At 70.1% G+C, this 23,654-nt stretch carries 19 protein-coding genes and 2 tRNA genes; 5 read left to right on the forward strand and 16 right to left on the reverse strand.

Features of this window, described 5'->3' with window-relative positions; all coding sequences use genetic code 11:
* Positions 1 to 86 precede the first annotated feature (86 nt).
* From ACZ4O3_RS29165 to ACZ4O3_RS29190, 6 genes are all read right to left on the reverse strand, one after another.
* The gene (locus ACZ4O3_RS29165; RefSeq protein WP_004001297.1) at positions 87 to 1,106 is read right to left on the reverse strand and encodes a rod shape-determining protein; all 1,020 of its coding nucleotides are present in this window, start codon (positions 1,104 to 1,106) and stop codon (positions 87 to 89) included.
* Between the two features lie 359 nt (positions 1,107 to 1,465).
* Positions 1,466 to 1,879 carry a nucleoside-diphosphate kinase gene (gene ndk, locus ACZ4O3_RS29170; RefSeq protein ID WP_351691096.1) on the reverse strand — a complete coding sequence of 138 codons (414 nt, stop codon included), beginning with the start codon at positions 1,877 to 1,879 and terminating at the stop codon, positions 1,466 to 1,468.
* A gap of 67 nt (positions 1,880 to 1,946) precedes the next feature.
* On the reverse strand, positions 1,947 to 2,321 hold the full coding sequence (locus ACZ4O3_RS29175) for a DUF4233 domain-containing protein (protein WP_362718437.1): 375 nt from the start codon (positions 2,319 to 2,321) through the stop codon (positions 1,947 to 1,949).
* Between the two features lie 2 nt (positions 2,322 to 2,323).
* Complete coding sequence (gene folC / locus ACZ4O3_RS29180; RefSeq protein ID WP_467725046.1) at positions 2,324 to 3,886, reverse strand: bifunctional tetrahydrofolate synthase/dihydrofolate synthase; 1,563 nt, start codon at positions 3,884 to 3,886, stop codon at positions 2,324 to 2,326.
* A 46-nt stretch (positions 3,887 to 3,932) separates the two neighbouring features.
* The gene (locus ACZ4O3_RS29185) at positions 3,933 to 6,386 is read right to left on the reverse strand and encodes a SpoIIE family protein phosphatase (RefSeq protein WP_467725048.1); all 2,454 of its coding nucleotides are present in this window, start codon (positions 6,384 to 6,386) and stop codon (positions 3,933 to 3,935) included.
* 168 nt (positions 6,387 to 6,554) lie between these two features.
* A complete protein-coding gene (locus ACZ4O3_RS29190) occupies positions 6,555 to 9,185 on the reverse strand; it encodes a valine--tRNA ligase (RefSeq protein ID WP_467725050.1) in 2,631 nt (876 codons plus the stop codon).
* 137 nt (positions 9,186 to 9,322) lie between these two features.
* On the opposite strand from ACZ4O3_RS29190, the gene ACZ4O3_RS29195 reads away from it, so the two are divergent.
* Positions 9,323 to 10,261 carry a hypothetical protein gene (locus ACZ4O3_RS29195; RefSeq protein WP_362728786.1) on the forward strand — a complete coding sequence of 313 codons (939 nt, stop codon included), beginning with the start codon at positions 9,323 to 9,325 and terminating at the stop codon, positions 10,259 to 10,261.
* Positions 10,262 to 10,333: 72 nt separating this feature from the next.
* Here the strand turns inward: ACZ4O3_RS29195 and clpX are convergent, their stop codons facing one another.
* The 5 genes from clpX to ACZ4O3_RS29220 all read right to left on the reverse strand — a co-directional run bounded on the left by clpX (position 10,334) and on the right by ACZ4O3_RS29220 (position 15,154).
* Positions 10,334 to 11,620 carry an ATP-dependent Clp protease ATP-binding subunit ClpX gene (gene clpX, locus ACZ4O3_RS29200; protein WP_351319384.1) on the reverse strand — a complete coding sequence of 429 codons (1,287 nt, stop codon included), beginning with the start codon at positions 11,618 to 11,620 and terminating at the stop codon, positions 10,334 to 10,336.
* Between the two features lie 189 nt (positions 11,621 to 11,809).
* Positions 11,810 to 12,475, reverse strand: coding sequence for an ATP-dependent Clp protease proteolytic subunit (locus ACZ4O3_RS29205; protein WP_362723399.1), 666 nt, complete (start codon positions 12,473 to 12,475; stop codon positions 11,810 to 11,812).
* A 73-nt stretch (positions 12,476 to 12,548) separates the two neighbouring features.
* A complete protein-coding gene (locus tag ACZ4O3_RS29210; protein ID WP_362723412.1) occupies positions 12,549 to 13,154 on the reverse strand; it encodes an ATP-dependent Clp protease proteolytic subunit in 606 nt (201 codons plus the stop codon).
* Positions 13,155 to 13,501: 347 nt separating this feature from the next.
* Entirely contained in the window at positions 13,502 to 14,890 is a 1,389-nt protein-coding gene (gene tig, locus ACZ4O3_RS29215) for a trigger factor (protein WP_362723402.1), read from the reverse strand.
* Between the two features lie 187 nt (positions 14,891 to 15,077).
* Positions 15,078 to 15,154, reverse strand: a tRNA-Pro gene (locus ACZ4O3_RS29220).
* A 163-nt stretch (positions 15,155 to 15,317) separates the two neighbouring features.
* Here ACZ4O3_RS29220 and ACZ4O3_RS29225 point away from each other — a divergent pair.
* Positions 15,318 to 15,388 (forward strand) — tRNA-Gly (locus ACZ4O3_RS29225).
* A 237-nt stretch (positions 15,389 to 15,625) separates the two neighbouring features.
* Here ACZ4O3_RS29225 and ACZ4O3_RS29230 read toward each other — a convergent pair.
* Positions 15,626 to 15,820 carry a hypothetical protein gene (locus ACZ4O3_RS29230; RefSeq protein ID WP_054231893.1) on the reverse strand — a complete coding sequence of 65 codons (195 nt, stop codon included), beginning with the start codon at positions 15,818 to 15,820 and terminating at the stop codon, positions 15,626 to 15,628.
* A 462-nt stretch (positions 15,821 to 16,282) separates the two neighbouring features.
* Here ACZ4O3_RS29230 and ACZ4O3_RS29235 point away from each other — a divergent pair, with 462 nt between their 5' ends.
* Positions 16,283 to 17,404 (forward strand): acyltransferase family protein, encoded by a 1,122-nt coding sequence (locus tag ACZ4O3_RS29235; protein WP_467725053.1) that lies wholly within the window; start codon positions 16,283 to 16,285, stop codon positions 17,402 to 17,404.
* A 6-nt stretch (positions 17,405 to 17,410) separates the two neighbouring features.
* On the opposite strand, the gene ACZ4O3_RS29240 is transcribed toward ACZ4O3_RS29235, so the two are convergent.
* Both ACZ4O3_RS29240 and ACZ4O3_RS29245 read right to left on the reverse strand, forming a co-directional pair.
* Positions 17,411 to 17,866 carry an HD domain-containing protein gene (locus tag ACZ4O3_RS29240; RefSeq protein WP_467725054.1) on the reverse strand — a complete coding sequence of 152 codons (456 nt, stop codon included), beginning with the start codon at positions 17,864 to 17,866 and terminating at the stop codon, positions 17,411 to 17,413.
* A 130-nt stretch (positions 17,867 to 17,996) separates the two neighbouring features.
* Positions 17,997 to 19,160 (reverse strand): PP2C family protein-serine/threonine phosphatase, encoded by a 1,164-nt coding sequence (locus ACZ4O3_RS29245; protein ID WP_362724679.1) that lies wholly within the window; start codon positions 19,158 to 19,160, stop codon positions 17,997 to 17,999.
* Between the two features lie 175 nt (positions 19,161 to 19,335).
* Here ACZ4O3_RS29245 and ACZ4O3_RS29250 point away from each other — a divergent pair, with 175 nt between their 5' ends.
* Positions 19,336 to 20,577: a GNAT family N-acetyltransferase gene (locus tag ACZ4O3_RS29250; RefSeq protein WP_362724676.1), complete on the forward strand. Its 1,242-nt coding sequence runs from the start codon at positions 19,336 to 19,338 to the stop codon at positions 20,575 to 20,577.
* A gap of 22 nt (positions 20,578 to 20,599) precedes the next feature.
* On the opposite strand, the gene ACZ4O3_RS29255 is transcribed toward ACZ4O3_RS29250, so the two are convergent.
* Both ACZ4O3_RS29255 and ACZ4O3_RS29260 read right to left on the reverse strand, forming a co-directional pair.
* A complete protein-coding gene (locus tag ACZ4O3_RS29255; protein ID WP_362724673.1) occupies positions 20,600 to 21,403 on the reverse strand; it encodes an Fpg/Nei family DNA glycosylase in 804 nt (267 codons plus the stop codon).
* Between the two features lie 70 nt (positions 21,404 to 21,473).
* The gene (locus tag ACZ4O3_RS29260) at positions 21,474 to 21,965 is read right to left on the reverse strand and encodes a ribose-5-phosphate isomerase (protein WP_362724670.1); all 492 of its coding nucleotides are present in this window, start codon (positions 21,963 to 21,965) and stop codon (positions 21,474 to 21,476) included.
* Positions 21,966 to 22,168: 203 nt separating this feature from the next.
* Between ACZ4O3_RS29260 and ACZ4O3_RS29265 the strand changes: the two genes are divergently transcribed.
* Positions 22,169 to 23,644, forward strand: a complete 1,476-nt coding sequence (locus ACZ4O3_RS29265) for an amino acid permease (protein WP_362724667.1) — start codon at positions 22,169 to 22,171, stop codon at positions 23,642 to 23,644.
* Positions 23,645 to 23,654: the final 10 nt, after the last annotated feature.

Consider the following 23,654-nt stretch of genomic DNA (forward strand, 5'->3'; position numbering starts at 1 on the left):
GCTCGTGCGGGCGAGCCTATGCCTCCATATCAACGATCCGCCGCACGAGAGGGGATCATCTCGTACGGCGGAATCGAAGAGTTACGTCATCTGCGCGGCTGGGCGTCCAGGACCTGCTGGAGCGCCTCGAATTCCTCGACGCACTTGCCGGATCCGAGCGCCACGCTGTCCAGCGGGTCCTCGGCGATGTGGATCGGCATGCCGGTCTCCCGGCGCAGCCGCTCGTCCAGACCGCGCAGCAGCGCTCCGCCTCCGGTCAGCACGATTCCCCTGTCCATGATGTCGCCGGAGAGCTCCGGCGGGCACTTGTCCAGCGTCGTCTTGACGGCGTCCACGATCGCGTTGACGGGTTCCTCGATCGCCTTGCGGACCTCGGCGGCCGAGATGACCACGGTCTTCGGCAGCCCGGACACCAGGTCCCGGCCGCGGATCTCGGTGTGCTCGTCGGAGTCCAGGTCGTACGCCGAACCGATCGTGATCTTGATCTGTTCGGCCGTCCGCTCACCGAGGAGGAGGCTGTACTCCTTCTTGATGTGCTGGATGATCGCGTTGTCCAGCTCGTCGCCGGCGACGCGGATCGACTGGGCGGTGACGATGCCGCCGAGCGAGATGACCGCGACCTCCGTGGTGCCGCCGCCGATGTCCACCACCATGTTGCCCGTGGCCTCGTGGACCGGCAGGCCGGAGCCGATGGCGGCGGCCATGGGCTCCTCGATGATGTGCACCTGGCGGGCACCGGCCTGCGACGACGCCTCGATCACCGCGCGGCGCTCGACACCGGTGATACCGGAGGGCACGCACACGACGACCCGCGGCCGCGCCAGGTAGCGCCGCTTGTGGATCTTCAGGATGAAGTAGCGGAGCATCCGCTCGGTGATCTCGAAGTCGGCGATCACGCCGTCCTTCAGGGGCCGTACGGCGACGATGTTGCCGGGCGTGCGCCCGATCATCTTCTTCGCTTCCGCGCCGACTGCCAGAATTCCACCGGTGTTCGTATTGATCGCGACGACGGACGGCTCGTTGAGTACGATCCCGCGACCCCTGACGTACACCAGCGTGTTGGCGGTCCCGAGGTCGACAGCCATGTCACGGCCGATGAACGACATTGAGTTCCCCATCAGGATTCGTCTGGCCTTCCCGGGAGCTTTTGAGGGCATTTCAGGTCGGCGAAGTGGCTGCTGTGACGTGAAGGCTTACATCGTAGACGCGCCTGCACGAACACTGCGCGAGGGTCTTCGCCATTGTCATCACGTACAGGGCCGACTCGCTTGTGGAGACGGTCCGACGGGGGCACTCGTTCCCCCGATCGGCACGCATATGCCGAAGGACGGCCGAAATCATTCGACCGTCCCAGGCCGGACGGCGCACTGGACTGACGGCCCGTCAGAAAATTCTACGGAAACTCTACGGTGCCCCGACCGAGGGAGTCAGGCGCGGCCCTGGAAGGCGGGCCCGGCCCGCGGAGTCAGGCGCGGCCCGGGAAGAAGATCTTGATCTCGCGTTCCGCGGACTCCTCGGAGTCGGACGCGTGGATCAGGTTCTCGCGGACGATGACACCGAAGTCGCCGCGGATGGAGCCCGGCGCGGCGGCGATCGGGTCGGTGGGGCCGGCCAGCGCGCGGATGCCCTCGATGACCCGCTCGCCCTCGACGATCAGGGCGACGACCGGGCCGGAGGCCATGAACTCGACCAGCGGCTCGTAGAACGGCTTGCCGACATGTTCGGCGTAGTGCTGCTCCAGCGTCGCCCGCTCCAGGGAGCGCAGCTCCAGCGCGGTGATCCGCCAGTCGGCCTTGCGCTCGATACGGCCGATGATCTCGCCGGTCAGGCCGCGCCGGACGGCGTCGGGCTTGAGCAGGACGAGGGTGCGCTGAGTCACGTGAGGGCTCCTTCGCGGTACTTACGTGTGCGGTGAGGAGAGGCTACAGGGCTGGTCCGGGCGCCCGTCACGCAGTGTCAGCTCCCGGGGCCGAGGGCCGGGGCGCCGGGTCCGCCTGTGCCGCGAAACGGGCCTTCGCCGCGTCGATCTTCCGGCCGTAGTGCACCGACGCCCACCACAGGGCCGCGAAGACCGCGCCCATGAAGTACATCGTCGGCACGAAGACGCCGGAGGCGATCAGCGCGATCTGCAGGGCCCAGCCGAAGGCGATGCCGCCGGGCCGGGTGACCACACCGCACAGGGCCACGCAGAGGACCATCGCGATGCCGCTGACCAGCCACACCGTGGCCGTGGACAGGTCGGGGTCCTTCATGGCGACCAGCGCGGCGAAGCCGATGACGAAGAACTCGCCGATCAGGGTGGAGGAGCAGAGTGTCCGCATGGTCAGGCCCTCCCCAGCAGCAGGCGGGCCTCGCCGACCGTGATGACCGAGCCGGCGACCAGCACCCCCGCGCCCGCGAACTCGCCCTCCTCCTCGGCCAGCGTGATCGCGGCCTCCAGGGCGTCCGGCAGCCGCGGCTCGACCTGGACCCGGTCCTCGCCGAACACCTCGACGGCGACCGTGGCCAGTTCGTCCGCGTCCATCGCGCGGGGGCTGGAGTTCTGGGTCACGACGACCTCGGCGAAGATCGGCTCGAAGGCCTCCAGGAGGCCCCGGACGTCCTTGTCGCCGCTGGCCCCGACCACGCCGATCAGCCGGCTGAAGTCGAAGGCCTCGCCGACCGCCTCGGCGGTGGCGCGGGCACCGGCCGGGTTGTGCGCGGCGTCCAGCACGACGGTGGGAGAGCTCCGTACGACTTCGAGCCGGCCCGGCGAGGTGACCGCGGCGAACGCCTTGCGGACCGTGTCCACGGCGAGGGGCTCGGGGCGCTGCGAGCCGACCCCGAAGAACGCCTCCACGGCGGCCAGCGCGACGGCCGCGTTGTGAGCCTGGTAGGCGCCGTGCAGGGGGAGGTAGACCTGGTCGTACTCGCCGCCGAGGCCGCGCAGGGTGAGCACCTGGCCGCCGACGGCGACCTGGCGGGCGACCACCCCGAACTCCAGGCCCTCCCGGGCCACCGTGGCGTCCACCTCGACGGCCTTCTTCAGCAGCACCTGGGCCGCGTCCACCGGCTGCTGGGCGAGGATCACGGTGGCGTCCTGCTTGATGATCCCGGCCTTCTCGCCCGCGATCTCGGCGGTGGTCCCGCCGAGCCGGTCGGTGTGGTCGAGGTCGATGGGGGTGACGACGGCGACGTCCCCGTCGATGACGTTCGTGGCGTCCCAGGAGCCGCCCATGCCGACCTCGACGACGGCGACGTCGACGGGGGCGTCCGCGAACGCCGCGTACGCCATGCCGGTGAGCACCTCGAAGAAGGAGAGCCGGTACTCCTGCCGGGAGTCGACCAGTTCGACGTAGGGCTTGATGTCGTCGTACGTCTCGATGAAGCGCTCGGCGGAGATCGGGGCGCCGTCGAGGCTGATGCGCTCGGTGATCGACTGCACGTGGGGGCTGGTGTAGCGGCCGGTGCGCAGGTCGAAGGCGCCCAGCAGGGCCTCGACCATCCGGGCGGTGGAGGTCTTGCCGTTGGTGCCGGTGATGTGGATCGAGGGGTACGCACGCTGGGGGTCGCCCAGGACGTCCATGAGGGCGGCGATCCGGGTGACCGACGGCTCCAGCTTGGTCTCGCCCCAGCGGGTCGCGAGCTCCGTCTCCACCTCGCGCAGGGCCCGGTCGACCTCGGGATCCTCGGGGCGGGCCGGAACATCGGCCTGCGGCGTGCCGCCCTGGGTACGCAGGGTCCGGCTGCCGGCCTCGATCACCGCGAGGTCGGGGTCGCGGTCGGTCTCGGCCGCGACGATGCCCTCGAAGGCGTCTTCGAGGTTCTCGGCGTTCTCGTCGGGCTCGGCGTGCTCGGCGTGCTCGTCGAAGCTGTCATGGGGGTCGCGCGGCGGCAGATCACTCACGGCACCAGTCTACGGAGCCCGGCACCCGCCCGGCGGCCCAGGAGGGCTATGCGGGCTGGGCGGCATCGGCGGCGGGCAGGGCCTGCTCGCACCAGATGGTCTTGCCCGCGGAGGTCTGCCGGGTGCCCCAGCGCTGGGTGAGCTGGGCGACCAGCAGCAGGCCTCGGCCGCCCTCGTCGAAGACGCGGGCCCGCCGCAGGTGGGGGGCGGTGCTGCTGCCGTCGGAGACCTCGCAGATCAGCATCGTGGTGTCCCGGATGAGCCGCAGCTGGATCGGGGAGCCGCCGTAGCGGATGGCGTTGGTGACCAGCTCGCTGACCACCAGTTCGGTGGTGAACGACAGGTCGTCCAGCTGCCAGGCGCCGAGCTGGCCGGTGGTCAGGGCGCGGGCCCGGGCGACGTGCTCGGGGTCCGCGGGGACCTCCCAGGTGGCCACCCGGTCGGAGGGCAGGGTGTGGGTGCGGGCCAGCAGCAGTGTGACGTCGTCGGCGGGTTCGCCGGTGCGCAGCGTGGCCACCACGTGGTCGCAGGTCGCCTCCAGGGACGCACCCGGGGTCGCCAGGGCGCGGCGGAGCCGGTCGAGGCCCTGGCTGAGGTCGAGGTTGCGGGAGTGCACCAGGCCGTTGCTGAACAGCGCGAGGGTGGTGCCCTGGGCGAGGTCCAGTTCGGTGGTCTCGAACGGCAGTCCGCCGAGCCCGAGCGGCGGTCCGGCCTGTCCGGGGGCCTTCTCCACGGCGCCCTGCGGGGTGATCACGAAGGGCAGCGGATGGCCCGCGCTGGCCAGGGAGCAGCGCCGCGAGATCGGGTCGTAGACGGCGTACAGGCAGGTCGAGCCGACCTCTCCGGCCGGTTCCATGGCGCCGTCGTCGAGATGGAGGACGAGGTCGTCCAGGTGGGTGAGGAGTTCCTCGGGCGGCAGGTCGACGTCGGCGAGGGTGCGGACCGCCGTGCGCAGCCGGCCCATGGTGGCCGAGGCCTGGATGCCGTGGCCGACGACGTCCCCGACGACCAGGGCCACCCGGGTGCCGGACAGCGGGATCACGTCGAGCCAGTCGCCGCCGACTCCGGCCCGGGTGCCGGTGGGGAGGTAGCGGTAGGCGACCTCGACGGTCGGGCGCTCGGGCAGGCCGTGCGGGAGCAGGCTGTGCTGGAGGGTCAGCGCGGTCTCGCGCTCCCGGGTGTAGCGCCGCGCGTTGTCGATGGCGGCCGCGGTCTTCGCGGCGAGTTCCTCGGCGTCGGAGAGGTCGTCCTCCTCGAACGGCGGGGAGTTCCGGGTCCGCCAGAAGGCGATCACACCCATCGGGACGCCCTGCGCCGACAGCGGCGCGGTGATCAGCGAGCCCATGCCGTAGGCGAGCAGCCGGTCCGCGCACCGGGTGTCGGTGGCCCACGCGGCGGGGGCGGCGCTCAGGTCGGAGTGGAGGGCCGCGCCGGTGCCTGGGGCGGCCCGGCCGGGTGCCGCCGGCGCGCCGACGGGGTCCAGCGGCGGATCGTCGCGGATGCCGCCCCGGGCGACCCGGCGCAGCACCGAGCCGTCGGCGTCCTCCGGCTCGGCACCGGCCAGGACGGCCGCCGCCAGGTCGACGGTGACGTGGTCGGCGAAGCGGGGGACGGCGACCCGGACGAGTTCGTCGGCGGTCCGCCGCACGTCGAGGGTGTTACCCACGGCCGTTCCGGCGTCGTAGAGCAGTCTGAGCCTGCGGTGGCTCTTCTCCAGGGAGGCGGCCATGGTGTTGAACGCCGTCTCCAGCTGCCCGATCTCCCGCCTGCCGGAGGGCGGCACCCGCGCGCTCAGGTCCCCGGCGGCCAGCCGGGTCGCGGTGCCGGCCATCCTGCGCACCGGCCAGACGATCATCCGGGTCACGTAGGCGCCGTAGCCGACGATCAGCACGACCGCCCCGGCGACACCGGCGGACGCCCCGATGGCCAGCCGGTCCATCCGGTCTTCGAGGGCGTGTTCCTGCTGGTCGATGCCGACGCGCTCGCCGCCCAGGTAATCCCTGAGCCGGCTGCGCAGCTCCTCGACCCGTTGTCTGCCCTCCCGCGTGCGTGCCGTGCTGCTCACGGAGGGATCGCCGCGTCTGACCGCGTCCACGAGCGGCACCGAATAGTCGTCGATGAAGGACTGCCCGGACTGCCGGATCTGCTGGGCGAGCCGCCGCTGGCCGGTGGTGGAGCTGACGTCCACGAGCCGCTGCGCCTGCACGGGGAACTCGGCCCGTGCCGCCCGCCACGGCTTGAGGAACTCGTCCTGCCCGGTGATGACGTAGCCCAGCTGCCCGCCCTCCATGTCGAGCACGACCTTCTGCACCGCCCCGGCCTGGTCCAGTGCCGGGCGGTCGGCGCGGGCGGCCCCCAAGGAGCCGCGGGCGTCCTGGAGGGCCCACACCAGCATCAGGAAGACGATGCCGATGAAAACGGCGAGCAGGGCGCCCGTGACAGCCGTCAGGGCAACCAGTCCCCCTTGCGGAGGTGTCTTCGTTCGGCCCCTGCGCAGCATGCGGGCGTTCCCTCCGCCACATCGCGTCACAACGGGACATCAAGGCTATGTCCCTACATTTGGATTGTAGGGCGATGGCCGGTCGGCGCTTGGTGGCGGCGGAAAACGCGCAGGCGTCCGGCGGCCCGGAGCACGGGCTGCCGGACGCCTGCGGGGTCCTGGCGGGGGTCAGGCCTGCGGAAGGCGCTCCAGCTGGGCCTGGATACGGGCGATGTCCTCGTCCGCCTTGGCCAGCCGGCCGCGGATCTTGTCCACCACGTTGTCCGGGGCCTTCGCGAGGAACGCCTCGTTGCCCAGCTTGGCCGTCGCCTGGGCCTTCTCCTTCTCGGCGGCCGCGAGGTCCTTGGCCAGACGCTTGCGCTCCGCCGCCACGTCGATGGTGCCGGAGAGGTCGAGGGCGACCGTGGCACCGGCGACCGGGAGGGTGGCGGTGGCCGCGAAGGCGTCGCCCTCCGGCTGGAGGCGGAGCAGCTGGCGGATGGCCGCCTCGTGCGGGGCGAGTGCCGTGCCGTCGAGGGCGAGGCGGGCCGGGACCCGCTGGCCGGGCTGCAGGCCCTGGTCGGCGCGGAAGCGGCGGACCTCGGTGATGACCGACTGGAGGCTCTCGATCTCCTTCTCCGCCGCCTCGTCGCGGAAGCCGCTGTCGGACGGCCACCGCGCGACGACGACCGACTCGCCGCCCGTGAGGGTGGTCCACAGGGTGTCCGTGACGAAGGGGACCACCGGGTGGAGCAGCTTCAGGGTGACGTCGAGGACCTCGCCCAGGACCCGCTGGGAGACCTCGGCGCTCCGGCCGCCCGCCTGGAACGTCGTCTTCGACAGCTCGACGTACCAGTCGAAGACCTCGTCCCACGCGAAGTGGTAGAGGGCGTCGGACAGCTTCGCGAACTGGAAGTCGTCGTAGAACGCGTCGACTTCGGCGACCGTCTTGTTGAGGCGGGACAGGATCCAGCGGTCCGTCGCCGACATCTCGGACGGGTCCGGCAGCGGGCCCTGGACCGTGGCGCCGTTCATCAGGGCGAACCGGGTCGCGTTCCAGATCTTGTTGGCGAAGTTGCGGGAGGCCTGGACCCAGTCCTCGCCGATCGGGACGTCGGTGCCGGGGTTGGCACCGCGGGCCAGGGTGAAGCGGACGGCGTCGGAGCCGTACTTGTCCATCCAGTCCAGCGGGTCGACGACGTTGCCGAACGACTTCGACATCTTCTTGCCGCGCTCGTCACGGACCAGGCCGGTCAGCGCGATGGTACGGAAGGGAACCTCGCCGTCCATCGCGTACAGGCCGAACATCATCATCCGGGCGACCCAGAAGAAGATGATGTCGTGGCCGGTGAGCAGGACGTCGGTCGAGTAGAACTTCCGCAGGTCCGCGGTCTGTTCGGGCCAGCCGAGGGTGGAGAAGGGCCACAGGCCGGAGGAGAACCAGGTGTCCAGGACGTCGGTGTCCTGCTTCCAGCCCTCCGCCTCGGTGCCGGGCGGCTGCTCGTCGGGGCCGACGCAGACGGCCTCGCCGTCCGGGCCGTACCAGACCGGGATCCGGTGGCCCCACCACAGCTGGCGCGAGATGCACCAGTCGTGCATGTTGTCGACCCAGTCGAAGTACCGCTTCGACATGTCCTCGGGGTGGATCCTGACCCGGCCGTCGCGGACCGCGTCGCCGGCGGCCTTGGCCAGCGGGCCGACCTTGACCCACCACTGCATGGACAGCCGCGGCTCGATGGTCGTGCCGCAGCGCGAGCAGTGGCCGACGCTGTGGACGTAGGGCCGCTTCTCGGCGACGATCCGGCCCTGCGAGCGCAGCGCCGCGACGATCGCGGACCGCGCCTCGAAGCGGTCCAGGCCCGCGAAGGGCCCGTGGACGGTGATGACGGCCCGCTCGTCCATCACGGTGATGGACTCGAGGCCGTGCCGCTGGCCGATCGCGAAGTCGTTCGGGTCGTGGGCCGGGGTGACCTTGACGGCACCCGTGCCGAACTCCGGGTCGACGTGCGTGTCGGCGACGACGGGGATCGTACGGTCCGTCAGCGGGAGCTTGATGCGCTTGCCGACCAGGTGCTTGTACCGCTCGTCGTCGGGGTGGACGGCGACCGCGGTGTCGCCGAGCATCGTCTCCGCGCGGGTGGTGGCGACAACCAGCGTCTCCTCCCCCTCGCCGTACCTGATGGAGACCAGCTCGCCGTCGTCCTCCTGGTACTCCACCTCGATGTCCGAGATGGCCGTCAGACAGCGCGGGCACCAGTTGATGATGCGCTCGGCGCGGTAGATCAGCTCGTCCTCGTAGAGCTTCTTGAAGATGGTCTGGACGGCCTTGGACAGGCCCTCGTCCATGGTGAAGCGCTCACGGTCCCAGTCGACGCCGTCGCCGAGCCGGCGCATCTGGCCGAGGATCTTGCCGCCGTACTCTTCCTTCCACTGCCAGACCCGCTCGACGAACTCCTCGCGGCCGAGGTCCTGGCGGGACTTGCCCTCCTCGGCGAGCTGCTGCTCGACCTTGTTCTGGGTGGCGATACCGGCGTGGTCCATGCCGGGCAGCCACAGCGACTCGAAGCCCTGCATGCGCTTGCGGCGGGTCAGCGCGTCCATCAGCGTGTGCTGGAAGGCGTGGCCCAGGTGCAGGGAGCCGGTGACGTTGGGCGGCGGGATGACGATGGTGTACGCGGGCTTGTCGCTCTTGGCGTCGGCCGCGAAGTAACCGCGCTCCACCCAGCGCTCGTACAGCGGCCCCTCTACGTCGGCCGGCGCGTACTGGGTCGGCAGTTCGGTGCTGGGCGCTGTGGGCTGCTGCTGAGCATTCTCGGTCACGGCGCTCAGTTTAGAGGTGTCTCAGGGCTGTACCGAAACGCGTTTGTTCTGTAACGGTGCGCACCCCCGTGCCGTGCGTCCCCGGCGGCTGAGCCAGGATGTCAGGAACACATAAGCATCTGGAGGGGAACCCAGAGATGAGTCACAACCAGCCGGGCCCGTACGGGGGGCCGCCGCAGCAGCCGGGACCCTACGGACAGCAGCCGGGTCCGTACGGCCAGCCGCAGGCGCCCCAGCCCGGCTACGGCTACCCCCAGCAGCCCCCGGGGCAGCCGCCGCAGCCGGGCTACGGCTATCCGCCCCAGGGCGCCCCCGTCCCGCCGCAGCAGAACCCGTACGGCCAGCAGCAGCCGCCCTACGGCCAGCCTCCGTACGGCCAGCAGCCCTACGGCGTTCCGCAGCCACCGGCTCCGGGCGCCGGGAAGAAGCGGACGGGCCTGATCATCGGGGCGGTCGCGGTGGTGGCGGCGATCGCGGTGGGCGCGTACTTCGCACTCGGCAACAGCGGCGGCAGCGCCGGCTCGGTCGCCGACGACGGGCCGCACAAGCTGACGGCGCCGGCGGTGGTCATCGACGGCGCCTACAAGAAGCAGGGCAACTCCGAATCGGGCAAGCTGACCTCGTCCGACGTCAAGGACGCCGAGGCGTGGGGCATCCACGACCCCAAGGACGTGAGCGCGAGCTACGTGCAGGGCTCGGGTCTCACGGCCAAGTCCCTGACGTTCAGCGGGGTGTACGGCACCATCGAGGATCCCGGGAAGACCGTCGACGCGATGTTCGCCGAGACCAAGGCGGAGAGCGCGAAGAGCGACTCGGAGGGCAAGCTCGTGGGCGAGCCCCGGACGTTCAAGCCCGCCGGCTTCGACGGCATCATGAAGTGCCAGGAGATCGAGTCCAAGGACAGCTCCACCGGCAAGTCCACGACGATGCCGTTCTGCGTGTGGGGCGACCACAGCACGGTGGCCTACGTGTTCGCCTACGATCTGGCCGCCATCGCCACCGGGAAGAGCGGCTCGATGGACGACACCGCCTCCCTGACCGCCAAGCTCCGCGACGACGTCCGCGTCAAGGCCTGACGGTCGCCTGAGACACCGAGGAGGGGCGCCCGCGAAGCTCGCGGGCGCCCCTCCTCGCTACGACCGGTACGGCTATGCCGACTTCTGCTCGCCCGCGCCGCGCCCGCGCGCGTCGCGCGGGATCAGGGTCGGGTTGACGTTGGAGTGGACGACGTCGGCCGTGATGACCACGCGGGCCACGTCCTTGCGGGACGGGACCTCGTACATCACGGACATGAGGACTTCTTCCATGATGGCGCGCAGGCCGCGGGCGCCGGTCTGGCGGAGGATGGCCTGGTCGGCGATGGCCTCCAGCGCCTCGCGCTCGAAGTCCAGCTCCACGCCGTCGAGTTCGAACAGGCGCTGGTACTGCTTGACCAGCGCGTTGCGCGGCTCGATCAGGATCTGGAGCAGGGCCTCGCGGTCCAGGTTGTGGACCGAGGTGATGACGGGCAGCCGGCCGATGAACTCGGGGATCATGCCGAACTTCACCAGGTCCTCGGGCATGACGTCCTCGAACTGGTCCTTGGACTGCAGCTCGCGCTTGGAGCGGATGGTCGCGCCGAAGCCGATGCCCTTGGCGCCCGCCCGTGACTCGATGATCTTCTCCAGGCCCGCGAAGGCGCCGCCCACGATGAACAGCACGTTCGTCGTGTCGATCTGGATGAACTCCTGGTGCGGGTGCTTGCGGCCGCCCTGCGGCGGGACCGACGCGGTGGTGCCCTCCAGGATCTTCAGCAGGGCCTGCTGCACGCCCTCGCCGCTGACGTCCCGGGTGATCGACGGGTTTTCACTCTTCCGCGCGACCTTGTCGATCTCGTCGATGTAGATGATCCCGGTCTCGGCCTTCTTGACGTCGTAGTCGGCCGCCTGGATCAGCTTGAGGAGGATGTTCTCGACGTCCTCGCCCACGTAGCCCGCCTCCGTCAGCGCGGTCGCGTCGGCGATCGCGAACGGCACGTTCAGCATGCGGGCCAGGGTCTGCGCCAGAAGCGTCTTGCCGGAGCCGGTGGGCCCCAGCAGCAGGATGTTGGACTTCGCCAACTCGATGGCGTCCTCGCGGCTTTGGCCGCCGCCGTTCTCGCCGGCCTGGACCCGCTTGTAGTGGTTGTACACCGCGACCGAGAGGGCCTTCTTGGCGGCCTCCTGGCCGACCACGTAGCCCTCCAGGAACTCGTAGATCTCGCGGGGCTTGGGGAGTTCCTCCCAGCGCACCTCGCTCGTCTCGGCGAGTTCCTCCTCGATGATCTCGTTGCAGAGGTCGATGCACTCGTCGCAGATGTACACACCGGGCCCTGCGATGAGCTTCTTGACCTGCTTCTGGCTCTTGCCGCAGAACGAGCACTTGAGCAGATCGCCGCCGTCACCGATGCGTGCCACGGTGTGCTTCCCCTTCGCCTGGGAGACGCCTGGACTCTTTCGAATCCAGCGGCTCCTGGTGCTGCCTTATGTCGACGGTACCTTGCCGGGCCCCTCGTACGGGCCCCCCTTGGCACGGTTCACTTTGACGTGCACCTTGCCGAGCCCGCGGTCAAACCGGGCCAAGGGCGGCAGAGACTACATCCTCTGTCAGCGGACGTCAGCGTTGTTCATCTTCCGGGTGGAGATGATCTGGTCCACGATGCCGTAGTCGAGGGCTTCCTCGGCCGTGAGGATCTTGTCGCGCTCGATGTCCTCGCGGACCTGCTCGATCGGCCGGTTGGAGTGCTTGGACAGCATGGTCTCCAGCTGGTCACGCATCCGCGTGAACTCCTTGGCGATGATCTCCAGGTCGGAGAGCTGGCCGCGGCCGGTGGAACCGGCGGGCTGGTGGATCAGCACCCGGGAGTTCGGCAGCGCCATGCGCTTGCCGGGCGTGCCGGCGGCCAGCAGGATCGCGGCGGCGGAGGCCGCCTGGCCCATGCAGACCGTCTGGATGTCGGGCTTGACGAACTGCATCGTGTCGTAGATCGCCGTGAGGGCGGTCATGTCGCCGCCCGGGCTGTTGATGTAGATCGAGATGTCCCGGTCGGGGTCCATCGACTCCAGGCACAGCAGCTGCGCCATGACGTCGTTGGCGGAGGCGTCGTCGATCTGGACGCCGAGGAAGATCACGCGCTCCTCGAAGAGCTTCGCGTACGGGTCGTACTCGCGGATGCCCTGGGAGGTGCGCTCGACGAAGCGCGGGATGACGTAGCGGGCGTCGGGCCGGGGCCCGTCGTAGCGGGCGTCAGCGGCGCCGGGAATGTTGCTCATGAGGGTGTTCACCGTCCTGGTGGCGTTCGGGGGGCTGGAGTCTCGGCGGAGCGTGGCGTGGCGGGGCCTGGTCTCAGGCGCCGGTGCCGCCGCCTCCCGGAACACCGGAGGCATGCGTGATGATCTCGTCAATGAGACCGTACTCCTTGGCCTCTTCCGGGGTGAACCAGCGGTCGCGGTCGCCGTCGCGGACGATCGCCTCGACGGTCTGGCCGGAGTGCTGCGCGGTCAGCTCGGACATGCGCTTCTTGGTGCGCAGCAGGTACTCGGCCTGGATCTTGATGTCCGAGACGGTACCGCCGAGGCCCGCGGAGCCCTGGTGCATCATGATGTCGGCGTGCGGCAGCGCGAAGCGCTTGCCCGCGGCGCCGCCGGTGAGCAGGAACTGGCCCATCGAGGCCGCCATGCCCATCGCGATGGTCACCACGTCGTTCGGGATGTACTGCATGGTGTCGTAGATCGCCATGCCGGCCGTCACCGAACCACCGGGGCTGTTGATGTAGAGGTAGATGTCCTTGCCGGGATCGGCCGCGAGCAGCAGCAGCTGCGCGGTGATCTTGTTGGCGATGTCGTCGTCGACCTGCTGGCCCAGGAAGATGATCCGCTCGCCGAGCAGCCGGTTGTAGACCTGGTCGCCGAGGCCACCACCGAAGGAAGGCTCGCCGGCGGCGGAGGGCATCAGATTCGTCACGTATCCACCTGCTCGTCTTACGACGGCGCCGGGCCGTCTCACGTTTCCGTAGCCGGGGGCTTGGCTGCCCTCGTACTCATGGACCCTAACGCGATGGTCCCTTCGGGGAATCCCGGTAAGAGGGCTGTTCGCCGGGGGCGTAGAGCCCCCGGCGGTGGCCGGACGGGTACTCGCCGTGGTGCTACGGGCGCGCGGGCGCGTGCGGGCGCGCAGCGGCTTGTCGCGCAGTTCCCCAGTGCCCCCCGCGGGGGGCACTACGGTCCCGGCGATGACGAAGGGGCCCCCGGGACGGTGCCCAGGAGCCCCTTGTACGCCGTTGGCGGGCGCCGTGGGGCTCAGCCCTCGGTCTTCTCCTCGTCCGTGGCGGCCGGGGCCTCGGCGGCGGCCTCGGGGGCCTCCGTCTCGTCCTCGTCCTCGTCGTCCAGGTCGACGACCTCGCCGTTGGTGTCCTTCACCGTGGCGGCCTCGACCACGACGGCCAGGGCCTTGCCGCGGGCGACCTCGCCGACCAGGAGCGGAACCTGGCCACCCTCGACGACGGCCTGGGCGAACTGGTCGGGGGACATGCCGGAGGAGGCCGCACGCCGCATGAGGTGCTCGGTGAGCTCCTCCTGGTTGACGTTCAGCTTCTCCACCTTGACCAGCTCGTCGAGGACGAACTGGGTCTTGATGCCCTTGACCGCGGCTTCCTTGGTCTCGGCCTCGAACTCCTCGGCGGTCTTGCCCTGGATCTCGAGGTACTTCTCCAGGTCGAGACCCATCTGGCCGAGCTGGTGGTGCTCCAGGTTGTGCTTGCGGGTGTTGATCTCGTCCTCGAGCAGCTTCTCGGGGACGGGCACCTCGACGAGCTCCAGGAGCTTCTCCAGGACGCGCTCCTGGGCCTGCGTGGCCTGGTCGTACGTCTTCATGTTGGCGAGCCGCTTGCGGCTGTCTTCCTTGAGCTCGTCCAGGGTGTCGAACTCGGAGGCCAGCTGCGCGAACTCGTCGTCCAGTGCGGGAAGTTCGCGGGCGGCGACCTGGGTGACCTTGACGGTGACCTCGGCCTCACGGCCGGCCGCGGAGCCGCCCTTGAGCTCGGAGGCGAAGGTGGCCTCGCCACCGGCCTCCAGGCCCTTCACGGCGTCGTCGATGCCGTCGAGCAGCTCGCCGGAGCCGATGGTGTAGGAGACACCGCTCGCGATGCCGTCCTCCAGCACCTCTCCGTCGACCTTGGCCTCCAGGTCGATGGTGACGACGTCGCCGTCCTCGGCGGCCCGCTCGACCGGGGAGGTCGAGGCGAAGCGCTCACGGAGCTGCTCCACGGACTTCTCGATGTCCTCGTCGGTCACCTCGACGGCGTCGACCTCGACCTCGATACCGGAGTAGTCCGGGATCTCCAGGGCGGGGCGGATGTCGACCTCGGCGGTGAAGTTCAGCGTCTCGCCGTCCTTCAGCTCGGTGATGTCGACCTCGGGCTGGCCCAGCGGGTTGAGCTCGGCCTCGTTGACCGCCTCGGTGTAGAACTTCGGAAGCGCGTCGTTGACGGCCTCCTCCAGCACCGCACCGCGGCCGAACCGCTGGTCGATGACGCGGGCCGGGATCTTGCCCTTGCGGAAGCCCTTCACCGTGACCTGCTGGTTGATCTTCTTGTACGCCGCGTCGAGGCTGTCCTTGAGCTCCTCGAAGGGCACCTCGACAGTGAGCCGAACCCGGGTCGGGTTCAGGGTCTCCACGGCGCTCTTCACGGTTCGGTCTCCTTGTGGCTGACTGCTTGGGTTCTGCCGGGACCAGAGAGGCACCGGCGGAGTTTCGCCGCCCGGAGGAGTTCGTAGGCCGCCGTGCGGGGGCCGGGACACGCGGGCGCGCAGCTTGCATAGTAACCGCAGCCGCTCAGCGCCCCAAAAGGCGATCAAGACGGACGCCGTCATTCGATGGTCGGGGTGGCGGGATTTGAACCCACGGCCTTCCGCTCCCAAAGCGGACGCGCTACCAAGCTGCGCCACACCCCGTTTCGGTGCGACACGTAGGGTACATGCCCGGCCCGCCCGCGTCGGCCGCTTTGTTCACCCGCGCCGGCGCCACGTCCGTGCAGACCAACACGTTGGCCTAGGCGGTGGACGACCCGCTACGATGCCTTCTGTGCCGCGGTCACCGACCTGCGGTGCGTGATGTGCGGGCGTAGCTCAATGGTAGAGCTCCAGTCTTCCAAACTGACTACGCGGGTTCGATTCCCGTCGCCCGCTCTGCGTGGCGAAGGCCCAGGCGAGAGGTTCCGACCTCCTCGCCTGGGCCTTCCGCGTGTCCGGGCCTTCCCCGCGTCCGGGGCCGGGGGCCTCACTCCGTGGCGGGCCGGGCACGCCGGGCGCACGGACGGAGCCGGCGCCGTACAGGGCGTACGGAATCCATGTCTCGGTTCCGTCGCGTGTCCGCGGCTCGGGAAGCTCACTCGCGCGGGCGCACGCCCGCGCGCGCCCGCGCGGTCAGAAGCTGATCGAGTTGATGGTCTGCGCTATCGAGTCGAGGAAGCGCTGGATGGAGGGGGCCATCCCGGTCGACGCGAGGAAGAAGCCGAACAGGACGGCGACGATCGCGGGGCCGGCCTTGATGCTCCCCCCTCTGATCAGCACCACCAGGATGATCGCCAACAGCAGCACCACAGACAGTGAAATCGCCACAACTGATCACGCCCTCGGTCGGTTCCGCTCTCCCGGCCCGGGGGTACGACCCCGCACCCCCGCCAGGACCATCGTGCCACCAACCCGGCCGCACTATGCGGCCCGTGACACAACGTCGACAACTCACCGCCCACCGGCCCCCGCCCGCACAGTAATTCGACGGCCCACCCGGCCGCGGATCCAAGGTAATCGGCAGACTTGGTTTCGGTGTCCACACAACGCGTGCGCAGCCAATTCGAATTGTTGACACAGGCATCACAAGGCGGGGTCACACGCAGGCGTTATGCACCAATTAGTCAGGATGAACAGGGACATCAAGGGTGTAAGTGCCGCATGAAACCGCATGGCTGCAGGAGTCGACCCGGGTAAACAGACGGGCGGTTCACAGACCGTCACGGCCGATATCCAGCATTCACATCGATGGTTTTACGAAATCCCACAGGCGACGCTAGGGTGCCTCAGATGTTTGCCGCCGCCACGTCCCCCGGCCAGAACCCAGCACCGCGTCCCCCCGCCCGGCCGCCGGCGTACGGACACCGCGACGCCTTCTTCGACAACGCCAAGTACCTGGCGATCGTGCTCGTCGCGATGGGCCACTCCTGGGAGCCGCTGAAGGGTGACAGCCGTGTCCTGGAGGCGCTGTACTGCGTCGTGTACGCCTTCCACATGCCGGCGTTCATCGTCATCTCCGGCTACTTCTCCCGGAATTTCGACATGCGCCCGGACCGGCTGAAGCGGCTGATCACCGGCGTCGTCGTGCCGTACGTCCTGTTCGAGACCGCCTATTCGCTGTTCGAGCGGTACGTCGACCACTCCCCCGGCCAGGACATCAGCCTGCTCGACCCCTGGTACCTGACCTGGTTCCTGTGCGCACTGTTCGTCTGGCGGCTGACCACGCCGATCTGGCGGGCGGTCCGCCACCCGCTGCCCGTCGCCTTCGCCGTCGCGATGCTGGCGTCCGTGTCCCCCAGCATCGGCGACGACCTGGACCTGCAGCGGGTCCTGCAGTTCCTGCCGTACTTCGTGCTCGGCCTGTGCCTGAGGCCCGAGCACTTCCGGCTGGTACGCCGGTGGCCGGTGCGGATCGCCGCGCTGCCGGTGTTCGCCTTCGCGCTGGCCTTCTCCTGGTGGTCGGTGCCCCGGATGAACACCGCGTGGTTCTACCACCGGGACTCCGCGCAGGAACTGGGTGTGCCGTGGTGGTGCGGGCCGGTGATGGTGCTCGCGATGTTCGGCTGCTCGCTGCTGCTGACGGCCGGCTTCCTGTCCTGGGTACCGGGCCGCCGGATGTGGTTCACGGCACTGGGCGCGGGCACGCTGTACGGCTATCTGCTGCACGGTTTCGCCGTGAAGTACGCCGACCACGCGGGCTGGTTCGATCCGCGGTGGCTGCACGGGCCGCTCGGCGAGATCCTCGTCACCGCCCTCGCGGGCGCCACCGTCACACTGCTGTGCTCCGGGCCGGTCCGGCGGGTGTTCCGGTTCGCCATGGAGCCGAGGATGGCCTGGGCGTTCCGGCAGGACGCGGCGGAACAGGCGCGGGAGCGGCAGCGCCGGGAGGGCCGGGAGATGGCCAACGCGTGATTCCGGTTACGCCGGCGGGCTGAGCAGGGCGCGCATCCTGGCGTACTTCTCGGTCAGCCGTTTCCGGGTCTCTTCGTCGAGTACGGCGAGACGGCCCGGGTCGGCGTTGTGCGCGAGGTCGGCCTCTTTGACCAGGAGGGCGCCCGGGGTGTCCAGGATGCGGCGGGCGTACGCCTCGGCGGGCTCGGCGGGGTGCTTGGTGAGGGCGAGCACGATGGCCCTGGTGCGGGCCGTGAGGGGGGTCGCCGCGAGCCGTTCCGCGCTGAGGGCGTGGTCCTCGACGGCGTCGTGCAGCCAGGCGGCGGCGATCTGCTCCGGGTCACCGCCGCGGGCGCGGACGCCCTCGGCCACGGCGGCGAGGTGCTCGGCGTAGGGGCGGCCGGCCTTGTCGGTCTGTCCCGCGTGGGCGGCTCGGGCGAGCGCCTCGACTTCGGGGAGGGAGAGGGGGGTCGGGGAGGTCACAGGTGCGAGTGCTCCGTGGCGGGGGCGGGGACGCTCACCGGCGCTTGCGGGGTGCCTCCCCCGGAGGGGGTGCCGCCGGCGCCCACCCGTGCCGCCCCGAGCGGCACGACCGCCCGCGGGCCGGGCCGGCTCACCGCGCCGCCTCGCGGCAGATCAGCAGCAGCGCCCTGTCGTCGTTCACGTCCTTCGCCACCGCCTCGATCAGGTGCCAGGCCGCCCCGTGGAAGCCGCCCGCCACATAGCGGTCGGCCTCGCCGGTGAGGCGGTCGATGCCCTCCACGATGTCCCGGTCCGACGTCTCCACCAGGCCGTCCGTGAAGAGCATCAGGACGTCGCCCGGCCGCAGCGAGCCCTTGACCGAGTCGAACTGGGCGCCGTCGTAGACGCCCAGGAGCGGGCCCTCCGCGGCCTTCTCCTCCCAGCGGCCGCTGCCCGCGCTGAGCTGGAGCCCCGGGGGGTGGCCCGCGGAGTAGAGCTCGTAGTCGCCGGAGTCCAGGTCGAGGACCAGGTGGATCGAGGTGGCGAAGCCCTCGTCCCAGTCCTGGCGCAGGAGGTATCCGTTGGCGGCGGTGAGGAAGGCGTGCGGGGGCAGGGAGCCCAGGAGGCCGCCGAACGCGCCGGACAGCAGCAGGGCGCGGGACGCCGCGTCCATGCCCTTGCCGGAGACGTCGGTGAGGACGACCTCCATCGTGCGGCCGTTGTTCGTGCGGGCGGCGACCACGAAGTCCCCGGAGAAGGACTGGCCGCCGGCCGGCCGCAGGGCCATCTCGCGGTGCCAGCCCGGCGGCAGCTTCGGCAGCTTGCTCTGCACCCGGATGCGTTCGCGCAGGTCGAAGAGCATGGTGCCGCCGCGCCGCCAGGGCACGCCGACCCGGCTGCGGAACTGGGCGGTGAGGAGGCCGAAGAAACCGCAGGCGGCCACGACCAGGACCACGCCGGGGGTGACCCGGGAGGGGCCCTCGGTGTAGGGGCCGAGCCGGACCGACTCGACGATCAGCGCCGTGGCGCCCGCCGCGTACAGGCCGAGCAGGCTCGCCGGGCGCAGCAGCAGGCCGCCCGCGATGATCGGCAGGACCAGGGAGGCCGGCGAGAACCACACCGAGTTGGCGAGGGTCATGGCCGCCAGCACGGGCACGGTCAGCAGGAGTCCGGCGAGCGCGATCCAGTCGGAACCGTCGCCGCGGAAGTAGTCCACGGCGCTTCTGCGCAGCCCGACGCGGGCCCGGTGCCACTGCATCCTGCACCGGGCCGTGAAGGTCTCGGCCTTCCCGCGCCGCTCTCCGTCTGCTGCCATTAGTTCGGGACCCTATCCATCGGACCAGCTGCTCGGCACGGGAGGTCCCACTTGTCCCCCGTCCGAGGTTCGCCGTCGAGTGCGACTTCACAGTGAACTTCACCGGACGGCCCCGCGTCGCCGTCCGGGAGAAATTCGCTGGCCTGTCCGGCATTGCCCCTGGTACGCATGGCGGATGGCGACCGACCGTGCGACCGAGTTGAAGGTGCTGCGTGCCGAGGAGTTCGACGGGTGGTGGGACCACCTGATCCGGGCTTTCGGCGCCGGCTCGACCTCCGCGGAGGAGCGTGAGCTGGATCGCTCCCTCACGGAGTTCGAGCGTTCACTGGCCGCATGGGACGGGTCCGACCTGGTCGGGACGGGCGGGGCGTTCAGCTTCCGGATGACCGTACCGGGCGGCGCGGTGCTGCCGGTGGCGGGCGTCACCATGGTGAGCGTGTCCGCCACGCACCGGCGGCGCGGGGTGCTGACCGCGATGATGCGGCGCCAGCTGGACGACGTACGGGAGCGGGGCGAGGCGCTCGCCGCGCTGACCGCCTCCGAGCCGGCGATCTACGGCCGCTTCGGGTACGACATGGCCGTCCAGCAGCTGCAGGCCGAGATCGACACGAGCCGGGTCACGCTGACCGTGCCGGCCGGCACCGACGACGTACGGCTGAGGTACGCCAGGCCGGCCGACGTGCTCGACGCGTGCGAGGCGGTGTACGCGGAGCTGGTGCCGCTGCGGCCCGGGATGCTGGCCCGGCAGCCCGGCTGGGAGCGGGCGCCCCTCGTGGACCCGGAGAGCCACCGGGACGGGGCGTCGGCGCTGCAGTGCGTGGTCGCCGAGCGGGACGGGCGGATCGTCGGGTACGCCCGTTTCCGTACCAAGCTGGGCTGGTCGCCGAGCGGGCACGACGGCACCGTGGCGCTGGAGGACCTGGCCGCGCTGGACGCGGCGAGCGACGCGGCGCTGTGGCGGTTCCTGTTCGGCATCGACCTGATGTCCAAGCTGACGCTGCGGGGACGGCCGGTCGACGACGCCTGGCAGTACCTGGTCTCCGACATCCGGCGCTGTCTGACGCGGGTGCGGGACATGGGATACCTCCGCCTCGTCGACGTCGGCAGGGCGCTCGCGGCGCGGACCTATCAGGCGCCGGTGGACGTGGTGTTGGAGGTGACCGACGCCTTCTGCCCGTGGAACGAGGGGCGTTGGCGGCTGACCGGCGACACCAAGGGCGCCTCCTGCGAACGTACGGCGGATGCGGCCGAACTCGCCCTGTCCGTACGGGAGCTGGCGGCGGCCTACCTCGGTGGTGTCTCCCTGGTGTCGCTGGCGCGGGCGGACCGGGTACGGGAGCTGCGGCCGGGGGCGCTCGCGGAGGCGTCGACGGCGTTCGGGTCGGCGTCCCTGCCGTGGCTGCCGCACGGTTTCTAGAGCCCGCTCCGGGGCGCGCCGCTCAGCGCTTCTGACAGCGTGGGCACCAGAAGAGGTTGCGGGCGGCGAGGTCCACGGTGCGGATCTCGGTGCCGCAGATGTGGCAGGGCAGGGCGGCCCGGCGGTAGACGTACACCTCGCCGCCGTGGTCGTCCACGCGCGGCGGGCGTCCCATCGCCTCCGGGGTGTGTTCGGGCCGGACGGTGTCGATGCGGTTGTTCCGGACGCCTTCGCGCATGAGAGCGACCAGGTCGGCCCAGACGGCGTCCCACTCGGCGGGGGTGATCTCCCGGCCCGCGCGACAGGGATCGATCCCGTGCCGGAACAGCACCTCGGCGCGGTAGACGTTGCCGACCCCCGCGATGACCTTCTGGTCCATCAGGAGCGCGGCGACGGTCGTGCGGCTGCGGGAGATCTTTTGGTACGCGGCGCCCGGGTCGGCGTCGGCGCGGAGCGGATCCGGGCCGAGCCGGGCGTGTACGGCGTGCTTCTCCGCGTCGGTGATCAGGGCGCAGGTGGTGGGGCCGCGCAGGTCGGCGTAGGAGGCGGTGTCGGCGAGGCGGAGCCGGACGGTGTCGGTGCCCGGCGGCGCGGGAGCGTCACCGAAGGTGACCTTGCCGAAGAGCCCGAGGTGGATGTGGACCCAGTCACTGTCGCGGAAGCCCAGGAAGAGGTGCTTGCCGTGCGCCTCGGTGCGGGTGAGGGGCGCGCCGTCGATCAGCTGGGCGGCGTCGGAGAACTTGCCCTGCGGGCTGCTGACCCGCACGGGTCCGCTGAGCCGGCGGTAGTCCAGGGCCAGCCGGTGGATCGTGTGCCCCTCTGGCACTGAGGTGATTCCTTTCCCACCCACCCACTCGACTCACTCGGTCGAGGGGTGGGAATCGGAGGACTTCCGGTTACGCCTGCTGCTGCGGGTGGTGCGCCGGGACCGGCGGGAGGGTGCCCGTCGTCTCGTACGCACTGAGCATGTCGATGCGGCGGATGTGGCGCTCGCCCTGCGAGAACGGCGTGTTCAGGAAGGTCTCGACGAACTTCGTCGCCTCCTCCTCGGTGTGCATCCGCGCCCCGACCGCGACGACGTTCGCGTCGTTGTGCTGCCGGCCGAGCGACGCGGTCTCCTCGCTCCAGGCGAGCGCGGCGCGCACGCCCTTCACCTTGTTCGCCGCGATCTGCTCACCGTTGCCGGAGCCGCCGATCACGATGCCGAGGGACTCCGGGTCCGCCGCGGTCCGCTCGGCCGCGCGGAGGCAGAAAGGCGGGTAGTCGTCCTGGGCGTCGTAGATGTGGGGGCCGCAGTCGACGGGGTCGTGGCCCGCCGCCTTCAGCCACTCGACGAGGTGGTTCTTGAGTTCGAAGCCCGCATGGTCGGAGCCGAGATACACGCGCATGGGACGAGTGTGACATGGCCGTTGACGCGCGGCAGTTCGGGGGCCACGCCCCGGAAAGTGTGAGTAACACTACAGAACCTCAGGAAAACCTCAAGTAACGATCTGGAATCAAAGGTTCAGGAATTCCTCCGCCTCCGTTTCACTGGACCAACTCGTACGCCGCTCGTACGGGACCCCCATTCACGGCGCAAAGGAATTCCCCCATGACTTCGCAGCCGACCACGACTGCCCCGCCCCCGGCCGGCGATCCCGGCAACGGCAACGGTCTGCACGCAGGACTCAAGAACCGCCATCTGTCGATGATCGCCATCGGTGGTGTCATCGGCGCCGGTCTCTTCGTCGGTTCCAGCTCGGGTATCGCCACCGCAGGACCCGGCATCCTCCTGTCGTACGCACTCGTCGGCACGCTCGTCGTCCTCGTGATGCGGATGCTCGGCGAGATGTCCGCAGCCAATCCGACCTCCGGTTCGTTCTCCGCGCACGCCGACCGCGCGCTCGGCCGCTGGGCCGGGTTCTCCATCGGCTGGCTGTACTGGTTCTTCTGGGTCGTGGTGCTGGCGGTCGAGGCGACCGCCGGCGCCAAGATCCTGGAGGGCTGGATCCCGGCCGTGCCCCAGTGGGGCTGGGCGCTCATCGTGATGGTGGTCCTGACCGCCACCAACCTGGTCTCGGTCGGCTCCTACGGCGAGTTCGAGTTCTGGTTCGCCGGCATCAAGGTCGTCGCGATCGGCGCGTTCATCGTCGTCGGCCTGCTGGCGGTCCTCGGTGTGCTGCCCGGCGTCCACGCGGACAAGGCGAGCTTCGCCAACCTCACCGACCACGGCGGATTCCTGCCCAACGGGCCCGGCGCCATCCTCACCGGCGTCCTGCTGGTCGTCTTCTCCTTCATGGGCAGCGAGATCGCCACCCTGGCGGCCGGCGAGTCCGAGAACCCGCAGCGCGCGGTCACCAAGTCGACCAACAGCATCATCTGGCGGATCGGCGTCTTCTACCTCGGCTCGATCCTCATCGTCATCGCGCTGCTGCCGTGGAACGACCCGTCGATCAAGGAGAAGGGCTCGTACGTCGCCGCCCTCGACTCCCTCGGCATCGCGCACGCCGGCGAGATCATGAACTTCATCGTGCTGACCTCGGTGCTCTCGTGCCTCAACTCCGGCCTGTACACGGCCTCCCGGATGGCGTTCTCGCTCGGGCAGCGCGGCGACGCGCCGAAGGCGTTCGCCAGGACCACCTCCCGCGGTGTGCCGATGGCCGCGATCGTGGCGTCCGTCGTCTTCGGGTTCGTCGCCGTCTTCTTCAACTACCGCTTCCCGGACTCCGTCTTCCTCTTCCTCGTCAACTCCTCCGGCGCGGTCGCCCTGTTCGTCTGGCTGGTCATCTGCTTCTCGCAGCTGCGCATGCGGAAGATCATCCAGGCCGAGGCGCCGGAGAAGCTCGTCGTGAAGATGTGGCTGTACCCCTACCTGACCTGGGCGACGGCCGGTCTGATCGTGTTCGTCCTCGGCTACATGCTGACCGACACGGAGGGCGAGAGCAGCGGCCGTACGACCGTGCTGCTGTCACTGCTCGTCGCGGCGCTCGTGATCGCCGTCGCGCTGGTGAAGCAGAAGCTCACGGGGAACCGGGCGGCGGTCGCCGCGGAGGCCGGTGAGCCCGCCGACAAGGTGTCCGTCGGCTGATCCGTTGGCC

This window comes from Streptomyces sp. NPDC026515, from assembly GCF_055567595.1.